We start from the raw sequence: 15409 nt of genomic DNA, 5'->3' as shown, positions 1-15409 counted from the left end.
ATGGAAATTGTTTACAAATTGTAATGCAAACGAAAACTATTCTCATTCATATATTTTCCTTTGTGGAAAATACGGTGCGAATCCAACACTTGCGGTGTTCGTTCGCGCCGGCTCAGTGCGTTTCAGCTGCCTTGCGCGCGCAGCCAGTGGTTGTCGAGCTGGATCGCGCCCAGGCTGGCGGGTGCCACGCCGGCAGCCTGGCCTGCGGCATCCAGGGCAAAGGCTTCGCTGGCGCCGCCGACCCAGAGGCGGGGCGATGCCGGCGGATCGGACGGGGGTGTGGCCGCGAGCGCATAAGCGCCCGCCAGTGGCTGCAGCCCTTGCCACTGAATGTCCGCCCCGGACGGGGAGGGCGCGAACAGCGCCACGCCGTTGACGCGCGGGCAGCTGACGGCGAATGCCGTGCCGGTGAAAGCGATGTCGCCGCCATAGCCCGCCAGCGCCTGTGGCGCGGCCACGGTGCGCAGTGATGCGCCGTCGAACACGGCCAGCACGGGCGCGTTGAGCTTGGCCTCGGCCTCGTCGTGCTCGGCCTGCAAGGCCACGCCCAGCCAGCGGCGCGGCTGGCCGGGCCTGACCTGGCCGGGCCTCGCCTGGCCGGGCCTCGCCTGGCCGGATTGTACCTGCGCGCCCCAGGCCAGGTGGCGCAGGCTCAGCCGCGGGTCGCTGAGCTTCCACTGGCCTTGCAGCGCGCCTTGATCCTGGGGCGCGAGGCGCACGACGGACGAGTCCATATGGTCCAGGCGCAGCTTGCGCCGCCCGGTTTCGGACTGGGTCGGGATGCCGCCGTTGGCCACGATCAGGCTGCCGTCGCTGTCCAGCAGCAGCTGGTGCGGGTCCATGCCGCCGGTGCGCCATTCGGCCACTTTCTCCAGGCTGCGTGCGTCGCGCACGCCGATCAGGCCCTGGCTGTCGGCCAGATCGGTTTCGGTGGTGTAGATATGGCGGCCGTCGGCACTGGCCAGCAGATGGCCGTTGAAGACGCGGTCGGGCTCGATCCACAGCCATTGCGCTGCCTGGCCGGGCAGCCAGCGTACCAGCCAGTCGCCAGGCCGGCGCGCCACGGCCAGGATGGCGCCCGAGGCTTCCTGCTGCAGCGCATGGGCGCGCGTGGGCACTTCCAGCGACTGCAGCGGCAGCAACTGCGGCCCGGAGGCCGTGGTGGCGCCGGTCCAGGCGAGCTGGCCTATGTGTTGCTGTGCGCCGTTCTGCCAGGCCGCGATAAAGCGCGGTAGTGCGCCGTTGGCCTGCGCGCGCGCGGCCAGCGACAGGGCCGGCAGCATGGCCCAGCCCAGCGCCTGCTGCAGCCATTGTCTGCGGTGTAATAACTCACGCATGGCTCAATCTCCGTCGGCGTCTGAGAAGCCGATGTTGACCTGCAAGGCGGGCGCGACCTTGTCCTGCATCTGCTGCTTGACTTGGTTCAGCGCCTTGACCGCCTGCAGCACCGCGTCCTTGTCGGTCGATGCGAGCCGGGCCATGGCCTGGTCGGCGGCCTCCACGGTGAGCAGCCATTGCTGGGCCAGGTCGTTGAGGCCGCGTCCGCGCAGATAAAGCTCTATGGGCACCAGGTCCCGGCCCGCCAGCGGTGTGGCGCTGCTGGTGCTGACGGCCAGCGCACGCAGCGCGGCCCATTGCGCACGCCAGGTCTGCAGGCTGGTCTGGCTGGCGCGGCGCGCGAATTCGGGCTCCGGGCTCTTGCCCTGGCTGCGCACCGGTTTTTCCATCTGCTGCCAGCGCAGGCGCTCGAGCCCGCCCAGCCACTGGTTGACGAACTCCGCCATCAGGGCGGCGGCGGGAGCGCCGGTGTCGTCTTCCTCCCAGGGCGTGCGCGCGAGCTGTGCGAATTCCTGCTGCAGCGCCCGGGCTTCGGCATGGACTTCGCGTGCCGCCAGCAGTCCGTAGCGGCAGGCGGGAGTGTGGGGCGCGGCCGGTTCGGTCCAGAGCAGCCATTCGAGGGCCGGAAAGCCCTTGGCCGGCGCGCCTATGCGCTCCATGGCCGACAGATCGGCCGGCGCGGCGGCAATGGCCTTGCGCACGGCGGCGGGGCGCAGCGGCTGGAAGTCGATCAGGCGCATGGAGCGGCGTTCGATCAGCGGGCCCAGGGCCACGCTGGACAGACGGTCCCAGTCGGTGGTGGCGGCGCGCCAGCCTTGCTGGACATCGGTGGCCGGCACGCTGCCCGCGCAGTATTGCTGCCAGCGCTCCACCTGGGCTTGGGCGCTTTTTTCCAGGGCATTGGCGCTGGCGCCATACCACTGGGTGGTGAGGCCGGCGCTCAAGTGCACGGGCGTGTAGAACGGCACGGCCACCTGCTGCCACGCGGCGCCAGCGCTGGTTTGTGCGGCGGCAGGCAGCAGGGCGCTGGCCATGCCGAGCAAGGCCAGGGCCGCGCAGGTGCGCGCGCCTTGGCGAGCGGGGGAGAACGGGGTTTTATGCATGGGAGTTCAGGCTGCGTTACAGCGATTCCAGAAATTGCACCAGGGCCTCACGCTCCTGCGCGTTCAACTGCAGCACCGCGTCGCGCGCAGGACGGGCTTCGCCGTCGTGCCACAGCACGGCTTCGAGCGTGTTGCGCGCGCGGCCATCGTGCAGCAGCCGGGTGTGGCCGTTCACGGCCTTGACCAGTCCCAGGCCCCACAGCGGCGGCGTGCGCCACTGGTTGCCGTTGGCCAGAAAGTCGGGTCGGCCGTCGGCCAGGCCCGGGCCCATGTCGTGCAGCAGCAGGTCGGTGTAGGGGAAGATGGTCTGTCCTTCCACGGCCGGGCTGCTCAGGCGCGGAAAGCGCGGCTGGCCGGTGACGTAGCTGGGCCGGTGGCAGGCCGCGCACTGGGCGTTGGTGAAAATCTGCTGGCCTTGCAGCACTTGCGGATCGGCAGGCTTGCGCCGCGCGGGCGGCGCGAGCGTGGCCTGGTAGAAGATCACGTCGTTCAGCGCCGGGTCGTCGATTTCCACGCCCTTGCCCTGCGCGCCGCGGGGGGCCTGGCGGCAGTCAGTCTGGGCATGCGTGCAGGCCTCATCGGCGAAATGCCTGGAGGTGATGCCGATGTCGCCCAGGAAAGCGCCGGCCGTCTGGTGGGCCACGCTGGCGACGTTGGCCTTCCAGCCAAAACGCCCGAGCACGGTGGCGCCCGCATAGGCGTCCCAGACCCGGTTGACTTGGCCGCGGACGGCGCCGCCCGCGGCCTGCTGCTGGCGCGCATTGGCTTCGATTTCGGCGTCGGGAATGGCTTCGAGCAGGCCCAGGCCTATCACCTGGGGCGCGATCCGCGGGCTGAGCATGGTGTTTTTGGCCATAGGCCCATAGCCCAGATCGCGCACTGAATACAGCGGTTTTTCCAGCGTGTAGGGCGTGCCGTCGGCGAAGGCACCGTGGAGTGTTTCGTAGCGGATGTGCAACTGGCCTTCGGGCTTGACGCCGTCGACGGCCAGGTGGTTGAGCTGGTCGCCATAGGTGGCTTCGGGCAGCGGGCCGCCTTCGGCGCTGCGACCCGGCACCGACAGGCGCAATAACAGACCGGCCTGGTTGCGCGGCGTCAGGCCGCTGTGGAAGTCGGGCGGCTGGGCGCGGCCGTCCTGCACATGGCAGCCGCCGCAGGAGCGGGCCAGAAAATGCGGACCCAGGCCGTCGCGCGCCGTGGTCGAGGCGGGGGCCTGCACCCAGTTGCGCTTGAAGAAAGAGTTGCCGATGACGAAACGCGTGCGCTCGGCATCGGTGAGGTTCGCCGCGGGAAAGGAAAAAGCGTTGCGCCCGGTGGCGAATACCGTGGTCTGGCCGCCGGGCAGATGCTCGGGCGGCTGCTCGGCCGGGGCTGCGGTGGGAGCGGGTGTTTCAGCACGCGGGTCGGCGAGCACCTGGGCGGTCAGGGCGGTCAAGGCCACGGCAGCCGCCAAGCCCCAGGCCAGGGGCCGCCCCTCTGTCAAAATTTTCATGGCGCAGCCGGCTTACTCGGGTTGAACGATGTTCAAGCGGGCAATGCCCACGGCCTGGGCGGAAGCGGCCAGGTCCTTGCTCTGCTGGATCAGGCTGTCTATGGTCGCCTGGATCTTGGCGCGGGCGGGCGACGAGCGCTGGCCCTGGATGGCCTGGTCGAATGGCGCGGGAATCTGCTGGGCCGCGGCCACGGACTGGCGCACATGGGCCGTGGTCTCCTGTGCCAGCGCGGCGTTCTTTTGCGCCACCCAGTCGCGCAGGCCGGGGCCGCGCAGCAGGCTGCCGTCCAGGCGCCGGTATTGGCCCAGCCAGACGTTTTCAATGCCCCGGGCATTGGCGATGGCGTCGTTGTGGGTGTTGTCGGAGAAGCAGGAGTGCTCGTCTTCCTGGTCCTGGCTGGCCAGGGCCACTTCCAGGCGCTCGCCCGCGAGTTCGCCGCGCGACAGCGAGCCCAGGCCGACGAAGATCTTGCGAATGCCTTCGTTGCCGCTGGCGACGAAGCTGGCGCGGTAATTGTTTTTGGCGTCGGGTGCCCAGGCGCTGCGCACCGTGCCCAGGTCTTCGATGAGCAGGTCGGTCACCACCTGCAGGTACTGGCGGCGGCGATCGGCATTGGCTTTCTTGCCCAGCACAAAGTCGGTGTGCGGGCGCGCGCCCGGGCCGGTGGCGCTCAGGTCCTGGCCCCACAGCAGGAATTCGATGGCATGCCAGCCGGTGGCGATGTTTTCTTCGCCGTCTTTTTCGTTCAGCTCGGACAGCGCCTCGGCGGTGATGGGCTGCTGGCGGTCATTGATGATGCCGGCCTTGGCGTTGCCTTGCACGTAGTCGACATAGGACTCGTCCATGGGCCAGGCGTTGATCCGGCCTTCAGGGCCGTCCGCGTTGTCGATGGGGCCGTCATAGAAGCGGAAAGCTTCGGTCTGGCCGTAGAAATCGCGGGCCTGCAGCCAGGCCTTGCGGGCGGCGGCCAGCGTTTGCTCGCTGGGCTGGGCCAGCAGGCGTTGGATGGCGCGCTGCATGGTCTGGGCCGATGCCAGGGAGTCGCTGTAGCCTGCGTACACCAGGTCGGCGTAATGGCGTGTGACCTGGTCGACCGTGAGGGCCGCCTGTTGCGCCGCGGCGGTGGGCGCAGTGAGGGGGGCGGACTGGGCCAGGCAAGCGCCGGCAGGAAGGGTCGCCATGGCAGCGATCAACAGCAATTTGTGCATATCGGTAAGGGAAGTGCAGGCGGGCGCGCCGAAAGAATGAAATTCCAAATTGTAATGAGAATTTTTCTTATTACGATTGCCTTTTACTTCCTGCCGGCGTGCACCCCTCAGTTGCGCGGCTGCGCCGCGGTCAGCAACTGCTGCAAATGCGCCTGCCAGCCCGCGGCATTGCCCAGCCAGGGCGAGATATCGAGCGTCTGGCCTACGCGCTGGCCGCTGGTCGGGTCGGTGAACTCCAGCAGGAAAGTGGGAAAGCCCTGGCCGCCCGAGGCCTGCAACCATTCGCGGCTTTCGTGGATGTGCTCGGGGACGGTTGCCAAGGCGGTCTGGTATTGCGTGGCAAAAGCCTGTGGGTCCAGCCCCAGCTCCTGGGCCAGCGACCGCAGCACGGCGACGGTGGAGATTTGCTGGCCCTCGACATAGTGGGCGGTCTGGGCGCGTGCCAGCAGGTCCAGTCCGCGCCCATTCAGGGCTTCGGCGGCCAGCATGGCGGCAATCGGTGGGGTGGAGTCGAGCGTGGCGCCGATCTGGTTGAGCAGGCCGTTGAAGTAGGCATCGCCAAAGGGCTGGCCGGTGAGCGCGGCGATGCGCTCGTCGTGGGGCATGACGTAGCCGCGCCACTCGGGCGTGATGGTGCGTCGCGAGGCGCCGCTGAGCATGCCGCCGGCATGCCATTTCAGTGACAGACCGGGCAAGTTGCGCGTCGCGGCGACCAGTGGCGCGGCGGCATAGCACCAGCCGCACAGCGGGTCGAAAATGTAGTGCAGCACGGGAGTGGAAGGGGAAGAGGACATGGCAATGGGGCCGCAGGCGGCGCGAGGTGGGCGGGCATGCCGCGGCGGCAGGACGGCCGTCGCAGCGCGAATGGCTTCCACTGTAATCGCTGGCGCTGGCGGCCGTGCGCAGCGGTTTTCTGCGGTTAATGGCGTTGGCCCGGGCCAGGGCCGGCCCCGGATGCGACAATCTGCGCCTTCTTTCTGTGCTGGCTTGTGGCCCGCAGAAAGCGCTGTCGTGGCGCCCCCGTCGTATCGAGGCTCGATCACAGGGTGCCCCATGCGCCACCCGTGCAAGGTGGCGCGTTCTTGCCAGAAAGCCTCACCGTGTCCCACCGTTCCCCCGTCCGCATCACCGACAGACACCAGTTTGACACCTTGATCGACGCGCGCTCGCCCGCCGAGTTTGCGCTGGACCACATTCCCGGCGCGATCAACTGTCCGGTGCTCGACAACGAAGAGCGCGCCACCATCGGCACGATTTACAAGCAGGTCAGCCCGTTCGAGGCCAAGCGCCTGGGCGCGGCCATGGTCTCGGCCAACCTGGCGCGCCATCTGCGCGAAACCTTTGCCGACAAGCCGGCCGACTGGAAGCCGCTGGTCTATTGCTGGCGCGGCGGCCTGCGCAGCGGCTCCATGGTGACCTGGCTGCGCCTGGTGGGCTGGGATGCGCAGCAGCTCGCGGGCGGCTACAAGTACTTTCGCGGCCATGTGATTGCCCAGCTCGAAGCGCTGGTGCCGCAGTTGCAGCTGCGCGTGCTGTGCGGTGCCACGGGCAGCGCCAAGACCCGGGTGCTGCACGCATTGGCCGAGCAGGGCGAGCAGGTGCTGGACCTCGAAGGTTATGCGCGCCACAAGGGCTCGCTGCTGGGGCATTTGCCGGGCGTGGCCCAGCCGTCGCAAAAAGCCTTTGAAACCGAGCTGGTCCAGCACATGGAAGCGCTGGACCTGTCGCGGCCGGTATACATAGAAGGCGAAAGCATTCGCATCGGCCGCATCGCCTTGCCGCTGGGCTTGGTCGATCGCATGCGCGGTGCGCCCTGCATCGAAATCCAGGCCACGCCTGAAGCCCGGCTGGACTATCTGCTGCGCGATTACGCCTATCTGGGCGATGACGTCCAGGCCTTGTCGGAGCGTCTGGGCTGGCTCAAGGAAATACAGGGCAACGTCACGGTGGCGCGCTGGCAGGCCTGGGCCCAGGAGCGGGCCTTGCCCGCGCTGTTCGCCGAACTGATGGCCTTGCATTACGACCCGCAGTACGAACGCTCGCAGGCGCGCCATTTCCGCGGCTGGACACAGCGCCAAAGCATTGCCTGCACGGATCTCAGCGATGCAGGCATAGGCCGGCTGGCTGAGCAGGTGCGTGCACTGCCCGCTGTGGCGGTGCAGGAAAAGACCGCCGCCCTCTAGACACTCGCCACGCGGTGGGTCCAGGGCCCGACGTATTCCCACAGCTCGGCCGCGAGGGGGTACAGCGACAGCAGCAGCAAGCCGGCCATGCTGCGGTTGAAGCGCTGGACGGCGGTGACCGAAGGCAGGGCGCGCGCCACCATCCGGCCCAGCAGGGTCCAGAGGCTGATGCTGGGGAAGCTCACCACGATCAGCAGCACGGCCGTGAGCCACAGGTGGGTGTAGAAGCCCTCATGCGGCGTGTAGGTGGCCACAATCCCCACGGCCATGATCCAGCTTTTGGGGTTGACCCACTGAAAGGCCATGGCCTGCCCAAAACCCAGCGGCTGGAGCGGCGTGCCGGTGCTGCCCACGGTCTGGGAGCCGGCAATGCGCCAGGCCAGCCAGACCAGATAGCCCGCGCCCAGGTATTTGAGCGCGGTGTGGAAATACGGCAGGCGCTCGAAGGCCGTGAGCAGGCCGCAGCCGACCAGTATCAGCATCAGCGCAGCACCGAGGCAGACGCCCAGCATATGGGGCAGGCTGCGGCGATAACCGAAAGTCGCGCCGGACGCGGCCAGCATCACGTTGTTGGGCCCGGGGGTGATGGCGTAGGCCAGCGTGAACATGAGCAGCGGATAAAAGGCAGAAGCATTCATGGCGATCTCCCATCGAAGTGAGTGGATGCTGCGCGGAATCCGAGGGGGCTTGGAAAACTCGTGCAACCATGGCATGCTATGGGCTATCAGTAATTAAGTATCAATACAGTTTGACAATGAATTGATGCGACTGGCCTGCTCAAAATACCATGACACATGCGTACAACCAGCTGAGGGAAGAGGGGGGAGCCGCCGAGAGCACGGTTTTTCAGCACGGAGGCTGGCAGCCTTTGCGCGACTCGCCCGAGTCCCTGGTCGATCAACTGGTCGCGCACCTTGCGGGCCTGATCGCCAACCAGGGTCTGCGTCCCGGCATGCGCCTGCCGTCGGTGCGGAGCATGGCCGATGAGGCGGGGCTGAGCCGCTGCACGGTGGTCCAGGCCTATGACAGGCTGGCGGCCTGCGGCCTGGTCCACTCGCGCCGGGGTGCTGGATTCTTTGTCAGCGCCAAGCCCATGGCCTGCGCGCCTTGCGCCCAATGCATGCGCGAAAGCCTGGAGCCGCAGGCGGCATTCGATGCCGCGTTCTTGCTGCGCGGCATGTTTGGCGAGCCGCGCGCCGACGAGTATGCGGCCGGAGCCGGCCTGCTGCCGCCGAACTGGCTGGACCACGAGATGCTGGCCGCCGCCATTCGCAGCGTCGGCCGCACGGCCAACACCAGCCTGCTGGGCTACGGCATGCCCCAGGGCTACCGGCCGCTGCGCCAGCAGATTGCATCGCTGCTGCAGTCGCAGGATGTGCCGGCCCATCCCGATCAGCACCTGATGACGGTGGCGGGTGTGACGCAGGGGCTGGACCTGATCATGCGCAGCCTGCTGCAGCCCGGCGAAACCGTGCTGGTCGAAGACCCGGGCTGGTTCCTGATCTTTGGCCGCCTTCGGGCCCAGGGCGTGCAGGTGGTCGGCGTGCCGCGCCTCCAGGACGGCCCCGACCTCGAGGCCCTGGCCCGGCTGGCGCAGCAGCACCGGCCGCGGATGTTCATTGTCAACACCGCCGTGCACAACCCCACGGGTGCCAGTCTGTCGGCGGGCGTGGCCCATGAAGTGCTGCGCATCGCCGAGCGCTTCGACTTCTGGCTGGTGGAAGACGATACGTTTGCCGATTTCCACCCCGGCAACCCCGTGCGCCTGGCCGCGCTCGACAGGCTGCAGCGCGTGTTGCTGATTGGCGGTTACGCCAAGACGCTGGGCGGAGGCTTGCGCGTGGGCTATGTCGCCGGCCCCCCGGAACTGATACGCCGACTGGTGGACTGCAAGCTGCTGGGCTGTCCGACTTCGCCCGAGCTCGGTGAGCAGGTGGTGCATCGTATCCTGGCCGAAGGCCAGTACCGCCGGCATGTGGATCGGCTGCGTGAGCGCCTGAACCAGGCGCGCAGCCGCTGCCTGCTTCAGCTGGAAAGCCTGGGTTGCCGCGTGCCGCTGAAGCCGCATGCGGGCATGTTCATCTGGGCAGACTGTGGCCGGGATTCCGAAGTGCTGGCCCGCCAGGCGCTGGCGCTGGGGCTGCTGCTGGCGCCAGGCGTGCTGTTTTCACCGCCGCATGCACCCAGCAGCATGCTGCGCGTGCCGGTGTCCATGCCGGATCACTCCGAGGCCTGGGGCCGTTTCGTGCAGGCCCTGCAAATGGACCCCATGGACGTGCACCCTCGCTGAGGCAGCCTACTTGCGCACCACGATGGTCAGCAGCGCCGAAGAGTCTTCCACGGCCAGCACGGCGTGGGGCACATTGCCCGGCAGGTGCAGCATCTGGCCGGCGTGCAGCGCATGCTGCTCGCTGCCCACGCTGATTTCCAGCTGGCCTTCCACGCACTGCAGCATCACGGCGCCAGGCACCTTGTACGCTTGCATGGCCTTGCCTGCCGGCAGCACCATGCGTATCACTTCGAGGTCATCCGACTTGAACAGGGCCACGGTTTTCTCGTTCACTAATCGTGGGCCCAGGGGACGGACATCAATGGCTTGTGCCGGCTGTGCGTGGGGAATGGCCATGGCATGCGCTCCGTAGGGGGTGTGGGTGCATTCTGGCCTGTTTGTCGCGCGCAGGCAAACCGCGCGGATCCGTCAGCTGCGCTGGGCGCGCAACACGCTGCCCTGCGCGGGCTGGCACCGGATTTGCAGGCGCTCGACGGCGGCGGCCCGCACGGGTGCGCTGGCGCTGGCCAGGCGCACCAAGCTGATCGGGCGCAGGCCGCCGGCCAGCAGGGCGGAGGTGATTGCCGAGGGGCGGACATAGTGCATGGCGTGCTTCCTTTGAGGCCGGTACCGCAGGAGCGCGAGACCGGTTGACGCCCTGATTCTTGGGATTGCCCGCAGCGGCCGCCTGTCGGGCAAACGCCAGCACCGAGGGTCGGTCACCGCCTGCGGCCCTTGCCTGAAAGCAGCCTGCTCGGTGATTGCCGGCTCCACCCCGCGCCGGCCGCACCCGGCGCGGTTTTGTCAGCTGCGCTTTTGCAGGCTCTGGACCACGCTGGAGAAGTCCAGTGCCCCATGGCCGGCCATGGAGTGCATGGCGTAGAGCGACCGTGCCATGCCGCCCAGCGGGGTGGCGGCCTTGACGGCCGTGGCATTCTCCTGGGCCAGGCCCAGGTCCTTGAGCATCAGATCGGTGCCGAAACCGCCGGCATAGCCTTTGCTGCTGGGCACGCTGTCCTGCACGCCGGGCCAGGGGTTGTACTTTTCCAGCGCCCAGTTGCCGCCCGAGCTGCGGCGCATGATTTCGGACAGCACCTTGGGGTCCAGGCCGTTGGCCACGCCCAGGGCGATGGCTTCGCTGGTGCCGATCATCAGAATGCCCAGCAGCATGTTGTTGCAGATCTTGGCCGTCTGGCCCGCGCCCACGGCGCCCGCGTGGAAGATGTTGGCCCCCATTTTTTCCAGCAAGGGCTGGGCGCGCGCCAGCTGCGCATCGCTGCCGCCGACCATGAAAGTCAGCGTGCCGGCAATGGCGCCGCCCGTGCCGCCCGAGACGGGGGCGTCGATGAAGTCAATGCCCGCGGCGTCGGCGGCCTGGGCGACCAGCTGGCTGGTGGCCGCGGCGATGGTCGAGGAGTCGATCACCAGCGTGCCGGCAGCTATCTGCGACAGCAGCCCCGGCTGGCCGGGCTTGCCCAGGTACAGGGCCTGCACATGCTGGCTTGCGGGCAGCATGCTGATGACGACTTCGGCCTTTTGCACGGCGGTCTGGGCGTCGGCGGCGATGTTCAGTCCGGCGGCGGCGAACTTGTCGCGCGCGGTGGGCGACAAGTCGTAGGCCGCGACGCTGTGGCCGGCTTTTTGCAGGTTCAGGGCCATGGGGCCGCCCATGTTGCCGAGTCCGATGAATGCGATGCGCATGTTTGTCTCCTGTGGTGGTTTTGGGGGGAATCAGGTTTCGTCGACGATCAGCGCCTGGCGCGCGACCAGTTCGGCGCGCAGCTGCGAGCGGTGGCACAGGGCTTCGTCGGGGCAGTAGCAGCCCACGGACAGGGCGCTGTGTTGTGAAAGAGCGGCCAGCAGGTCCAGCGTGCGGGACGCGTCGGGCGCGGCCAGTTCCTTGCGGAAAGCCTTGAGAAACTGCTGCCAGGCTTTTTGCCCGGCTTCCGGGTCCCGCGCCACGAGCTGCTGCGCCTGCTGGGCCATGTGCATGGTGTCGGGCTGGGGTGACAGCAGGGGCAGCCACACGTCATACCAGTCCTGGCTTGCGAATTCGCTTTTGGGCACGCCGCGCGGCGGGCGCCGCACCGTGCCTATGCGCGTACCTTCATCAGGAGCGCGGGGGGAGCCGAGTCGGACGATGCGCAAGGGCATGGGTCAATCCTCCAGGACGCGCCGGGGTGGGCGCGCGGATGCGGGTTTGCGTGGCGTGGATGCTGTCGCCGCCTTGCGCGGCGGCGTGGCGCGCGCCTGCGGGTTGAAGGCCAGGGCCTGGTCGATCCAGTACTCCCACTGGGCGCGGCGCGCGTAGCCGTCGGGGTCGATGAAAAAGAAGCCCAGCATGCCGCCGCGCGGCGACAGCTCGCGCACGCCGGGCATTTCGAGAAACTCCGCATGGCGCTCGGGCGGCAGGCGCACCAGCAGCTCGTCGCGCTTGATGCCCAGGCATATCTTTGCGTCCACCATGAAGCACAGGCAGCCGAACATCTCACGCTCCTGCACGTCGGCGCGGCCGTCCAGCGCCTGGCGCAGGGCTTGCACCAGGCCGGCAGAGAAAGCGTCGGGATCGCGCGCCATGGCCGGGTTTCCTTCAGCGGATCGCGTCGGGCGCGTCGCTTTCCAGCATGCGCCGGGCGATGATCACGCGCATGATTTCGTTCGTGCCCTCGAGGATCTGGTGCACGCGTGCATCGCGCATCAGGCGCTCCAGCGGGTATTCGCGGATATAGCCATAGCCGCCGTGCAGCTGCAGTGCCTCGTTGCAGACCATGAAGCCCGCGTCGGTGGCAAAGCGCTTGGCCATGGCGCAATAGGTCGAGGCATCGCGCGCGCCGGCGTCGAGCTTGCTCGCGGCCAGGCGCACCATGTGCCGCGCGGCGACCAGTTCGGTCGCCATGTCGGCAAGCTTGAATTGCAGGGCCTGGAAGCTCGCCAGGCTTTTGCCGAACTGCCGGCGGGCATGCATATGCTGCTGGGCCTGGCTCAGTGCGCCCTGGCCGGCGCCGACCGAGCAGCAGGCGATGTTGATGCGCCCGCCGTCCAGGCCTTTCATCGCGATCTTGAAGCCTTCGCCCTCGCTGCCCAGCAGGTTCTGGACCGGCAGGCGCACGTTGTCGAAGTGGATGAGGCGCGTGGGCTGGCTGTTCCAGCCCATTTTTTCTTCCTTCTTGCCGTAGCTGATGCCTTCGAGGTGGGCGGGCACGGCAAACGCGCTGATGCCGGCCGCTCCCGAGCCGGGCTCGCCGGTGCGGGCCATCAAGACCAGCATGTCGGTGCTGCCGGCGCCGGAAATGAAGGCCTTGCTGCCGTTGATCAGGTAGTGGTCGCCTTGGCGCTGGGCGCGGGTGACCAGCGCGGCGGCATCCGAACCGGCGCCGGGCTCGGTCAGGCAGTAGGACGCGAGCTTGGCGCCGCTGGCCAGCTGCGGGCCCCATTCTTCACGCACCGCATCCTGGGCCCAGGTGCCCAGCATCCAGGTCGCCATGTTGTGGATGGTGATGAAGGCCGTGGTCGAAGGATCGACGGCCGCCATCTCCTCGAAGACCAGCGTGGCGTCCAGCCGCGGCAAGGCCAGGCCGCCGGCGTTCTCGGGGGCGTAAAGGCCGCAAAAGCCCAGTTCGCCGGCCTTGGCAATGGCGTCGCGCGGAAAGTGGCCTTCGGCGTCCCAGTGCGCCGCATGGGGCGCGAGTTCGGCCTGGGCAAACTGGCGCGCGGTGGCGGCAAAGGCCTGCTGTTCGTCGCTGAGTTCAAAGTCCATGGAGTATTCCTATCGTTGTCCGGGGGGCTCGCCGTTTTGCAGCCAATGCATCAATGCGGCGCGGCGAGCTTCGGTGGTCAGGCGCAAACAGTGGTGATAGCGCGCGGGCCAGTCGGCCAATGCTTCCTCGCTTGCGTGCGCCGTCTTGCATCCCGTGATGCGCTGGCGCGCCCAGGCGGTCTGGTCCTTGCGCAGGGCCGGACGCTCGTGCGCCGACAGCGCGCGCATCACGTCGCCATACAGAATGGTGTTGGCGGTGTCCGCGGCCTGGAAGTCGAGCACGGCGCAGGCGTTGCGTGCGGCCGCGCCGTTGGCGTCGCGCTCGCAGGCCGCACCGGCCTGGGCCTGGCTGGCGCCGGGCAGCAGCGCCAGCGCCAGGACGGCCGCGGCAAGAATGGGGCGGGGGGCAGAATCATGCAAAGCGTTCATGCCTCCATCATCCCAGCCTTGGCAGCCTTGTCAGTGCAGATTGATCGTCGTGTTGACGCGCGCCGCGGTCGTGTTGTCGTCGAACCAGCGCGCCGTGACGGTCTTGGTCTGGGTGTAGAACAGCACGACCTGCTTGCCGTAAGGGCCCAGGTCGCCGAGCTTGGAAGCGCGGCTGCCGGTGAACGAGAACATGGGCACGGGCACGGGAATCGGCACGTTGATGCCGACCTGGCCGACGTCGATCTCTTCCTGGAACTTGCGCGCTGCGGCGCCCGACTGGGTGAAGATGGCCGTGCCGTTGCCGTTGGGGTTGGCGTTGATCAGCGCGATCGCCTCGTCCAGCGTGTCGGCGGCCATCAGGCACAGCACGGGGCCGAAGATTTCCTGGTCGTAGATCGCCATGCCGGGCTTGACGCCGCTGAAGATGGTCGGGCCGACGAAATTGCCGTTGGCATAGCCTTGCACGGCGGGCTTGCGGCCGTCGAGTTCCAGCTTGGCGCCTTCGGCTTCGCCGCGGGCGATCAGGCCTTCGACGCGGGCCAGCGCCGCGCAGGACACCACCGGGCCGACATCGGTGCCCGACTCGACACCGGCGCTGACTTTCAACGTGCGCGCCTTGGCGACCAGCTCGGGAATCCAGTTTTGCGCTTCGCCCACCAGCACGGCGGTGGACACGGCCATGCAGCGCTGGCCGGCCGCGCCGAAAGAGGCACCGGCGAGCGCGTTGAGCGTCTGCTCCTTGTTCGCGTCGGCCAGCACGATGGCGTGGTTCTTCGCGCCCATCATGCATTGCACGCGCTTGCCGGCCAGGCTCGCACGGTTGTAGACATGGGTGCCGACCTGGGTCGAGCCGACAAAGCTGATGGCCTTGATATCGGGGTGATCGCAGATGGCGTTGACGGCCGCTTCACCGCCGTGGATCACATTGAGCACGCCTGGGGGCAGGCCGGCTTCCATGGCCAGCTCGCACAGGCGCATGGTGACCATGGGATCCTGCTCGGAAGGCTTGAGCACAAAGGTATTGCCCGTGGCAATCGCCATGGGGAACATCCACAGCGGAATCATCGCCGGGAAGTTGAAGGGGGTGATGCCTGCGCACACGCCCAGGGGCTGGAGGATGGAATAGGTGTCCACGCCGTTGGCGACGTTGTTGGCCAGTTCGCCCAGTTGCAGGTTGCCGATGCCGGCCGCGTGCTCGACCACTTCCAGGCCGCGGAACACATCGCCTTCGGCGTCGGCCAGGGTCTTGCCCTGTTCGGCGGTGAGCAGGGCGGCGAGTTCGCCCATGTTCTCGCGGATCAGCTGCTGCAGCTTCAGGAAGATGCGCGAACGCGTGCCGATAGGCGTCTTCTTCCAGGTGGCGAAGGCCGTCTTGGCGCTGCTCACGGCCAGGTTGATTTCTTCCGGCGTGGCGAAGGGCACGCGGGCCAGCACTTCCTGCGTTGCCGGATTGACCACGTTGCGCCACTGGGTGGTGCGGGATTCGACGAGCTTGCCGTCAATCAGCAGCTTGACGCTGGGGGCAAGAACCGAAGCGGCGGTAGGGGCGTTCATGGCAAAGTCTCCTGAGGGTGCGTGGGGTGGGCGTCTGGAATACCGTGACGATGCACTATGCTAGCTGTGCAAAAT

At 67.7% G+C, this 15409-nt stretch carries 16 protein-coding genes; 2 read left to right on the top strand and 14 right to left on the bottom strand.

Going from position 1 to position 15409, the window contains the following annotated elements; all coding sequences use genetic code 11:
- Positions 1 to 122: 122 nt before the first annotated feature.
- The 5 genes from N0K08_RS20515 to N0K08_RS20495 all read right to left on the bottom strand — a co-directional run bounded on the left by N0K08_RS20515 (position 123) and on the right by N0K08_RS20495 (position 5936).
- Positions 123 to 1337 (bottom strand): DUF1513 domain-containing protein, encoded by a 1215-nt coding sequence (locus N0K08_RS20515; RefSeq protein WP_261502264.1) that lies wholly within the window; start codon positions 1335 to 1337, stop codon positions 123 to 125.
- Positions 1338 to 1340: 3 nt separating this feature from the next.
- Positions 1341 to 2441: an imelysin family protein gene (locus N0K08_RS20510; protein ID WP_261502263.1), complete on the bottom strand. Its 1101-nt coding sequence runs from the start codon at positions 2439 to 2441 to the stop codon at positions 1341 to 1343.
- 16 nt (positions 2442 to 2457) lie between these two features.
- On the bottom strand, positions 2458 to 3933 hold the full coding sequence (locus N0K08_RS20505; protein ID WP_261502262.1) for a di-heme oxidoreductase family protein: 1476 nt from the start codon (positions 3931 to 3933) through the stop codon (positions 2458 to 2460).
- Positions 3934 to 3945: 12 nt separating this feature from the next.
- Positions 3946 to 5142, bottom strand: coding sequence for an imelysin family protein (locus N0K08_RS20500; protein WP_261502261.1), 1197 nt, complete (start codon positions 5140 to 5142; stop codon positions 3946 to 3948).
- 107 nt (positions 5143 to 5249) lie between these two features.
- Complete coding sequence (locus tag N0K08_RS20495; RefSeq protein ID WP_261502260.1) at positions 5250 to 5936, bottom strand: DsbA family protein; 687 nt, start codon at positions 5934 to 5936, stop codon at positions 5250 to 5252.
- Between the two features lie 306 nt (positions 5937 to 6242).
- Between N0K08_RS20495 and mnmH the strand changes: the two genes are divergently transcribed.
- Positions 6243 to 7325 (top strand): tRNA 2-selenouridine(34) synthase MnmH, encoded by a 1083-nt coding sequence (gene mnmH, locus N0K08_RS20490; RefSeq protein WP_261502259.1) that lies wholly within the window; start codon positions 6243 to 6245, stop codon positions 7323 to 7325.
- Here the strand turns inward: mnmH and N0K08_RS20485 are convergent.
- Positions 7322 to 7963, bottom strand: a complete 642-nt coding sequence (locus tag N0K08_RS20485) for a LysE family translocator (protein WP_261502258.1) — start codon at positions 7961 to 7963, stop codon at positions 7322 to 7324. The two genes, mnmH and N0K08_RS20485, sit on opposite strands and share 4 nt — an antisense overlap.
- Positions 7964 to 8112: 149 nt before the next feature.
- On the opposite strand from N0K08_RS20485, the gene N0K08_RS20480 reads away from it, so the two are divergent.
- Positions 8113 to 9615 carry an aminotransferase-like domain-containing protein gene (locus N0K08_RS20480; protein WP_261502257.1) on the top strand — a complete coding sequence of 501 codons (1503 nt, stop codon included), beginning with the start codon at positions 8113 to 8115 and terminating at the stop codon, positions 9613 to 9615.
- Between the two features lie 6 nt (positions 9616 to 9621).
- Here the strand turns inward: N0K08_RS20480 and N0K08_RS20475 are convergent, their stop codons facing one another.
- The 8 genes from N0K08_RS20475 to N0K08_RS20440 form a co-directional block, all read right to left on the bottom strand.
- Positions 9622 to 9951 carry a cupin domain-containing protein gene (locus N0K08_RS20475; protein WP_261502256.1) on the bottom strand — a complete coding sequence of 110 codons (330 nt, stop codon included), beginning with the start codon at positions 9949 to 9951 and terminating at the stop codon, positions 9622 to 9624.
- A gap of 72 nt (positions 9952 to 10023) precedes the next feature.
- Entirely contained in the window at positions 10024 to 10200 is a 177-nt protein-coding gene (locus N0K08_RS20470; RefSeq protein ID WP_261502255.1) for a hypothetical protein, read from the bottom strand.
- 198 nt (positions 10201 to 10398) lie between these two features.
- On the bottom strand, positions 10399 to 11295 hold the full coding sequence (mmsB, locus tag N0K08_RS20465; RefSeq protein ID WP_261502254.1) for a 3-hydroxyisobutyrate dehydrogenase: 897 nt from the start codon (positions 11293 to 11295) through the stop codon (positions 10399 to 10401).
- Positions 11296 to 11325: 30 nt separating this feature from the next.
- Positions 11326 to 11748, bottom strand: a complete 423-nt coding sequence (locus N0K08_RS20460) for a DUF488 family protein, N3 subclade (RefSeq protein ID WP_261502253.1) — start codon at positions 11746 to 11748, stop codon at positions 11326 to 11328.
- A gap of 3 nt (positions 11749 to 11751) precedes the next feature.
- Complete coding sequence (locus N0K08_RS20455; RefSeq protein ID WP_261502252.1) at positions 11752 to 12171, bottom strand: TfoX/Sxy family protein; 420 nt, start codon at positions 12169 to 12171, stop codon at positions 11752 to 11754.
- 13 nt (positions 12172 to 12184) lie between these two features.
- The gene (locus N0K08_RS20450) at positions 12185 to 13351 is read right to left on the bottom strand and encodes an acyl-CoA dehydrogenase family protein (protein ID WP_261502251.1); all 1167 of its coding nucleotides are present in this window, start codon (positions 13349 to 13351) and stop codon (positions 12185 to 12187) included.
- A gap of 9 nt (positions 13352 to 13360) precedes the next feature.
- A complete protein-coding gene (locus N0K08_RS20445; protein ID WP_261502250.1) occupies positions 13361 to 13780 on the bottom strand; it encodes a lysozyme inhibitor LprI family protein in 420 nt (139 codons plus the stop codon).
- Positions 13781 to 13810: 30 nt separating this feature from the next.
- Positions 13811 to 15334 carry a CoA-acylating methylmalonate-semialdehyde dehydrogenase gene (locus N0K08_RS20440; RefSeq protein WP_261502249.1) on the bottom strand — a complete coding sequence of 508 codons (1524 nt, stop codon included), beginning with the start codon at positions 15332 to 15334 and terminating at the stop codon, positions 13811 to 13813.
- Between the last annotated feature and the right edge of the window lie 75 nt (positions 15335 to 15409).

Origin of the sequence: Acidovorax bellezanensis (genome assembly GCF_025421555.1) — a bacterium.
Lineage (GTDB): Bacteria > Pseudomonadota > Gammaproteobacteria > Burkholderiales > Burkholderiaceae_C > Comamonas > Comamonas bellezanensis.
The sequence above is the reverse complement of the archived record's forward strand: the minus strand, read 5'-3'. Positions and strand labels throughout refer to the sequence as shown.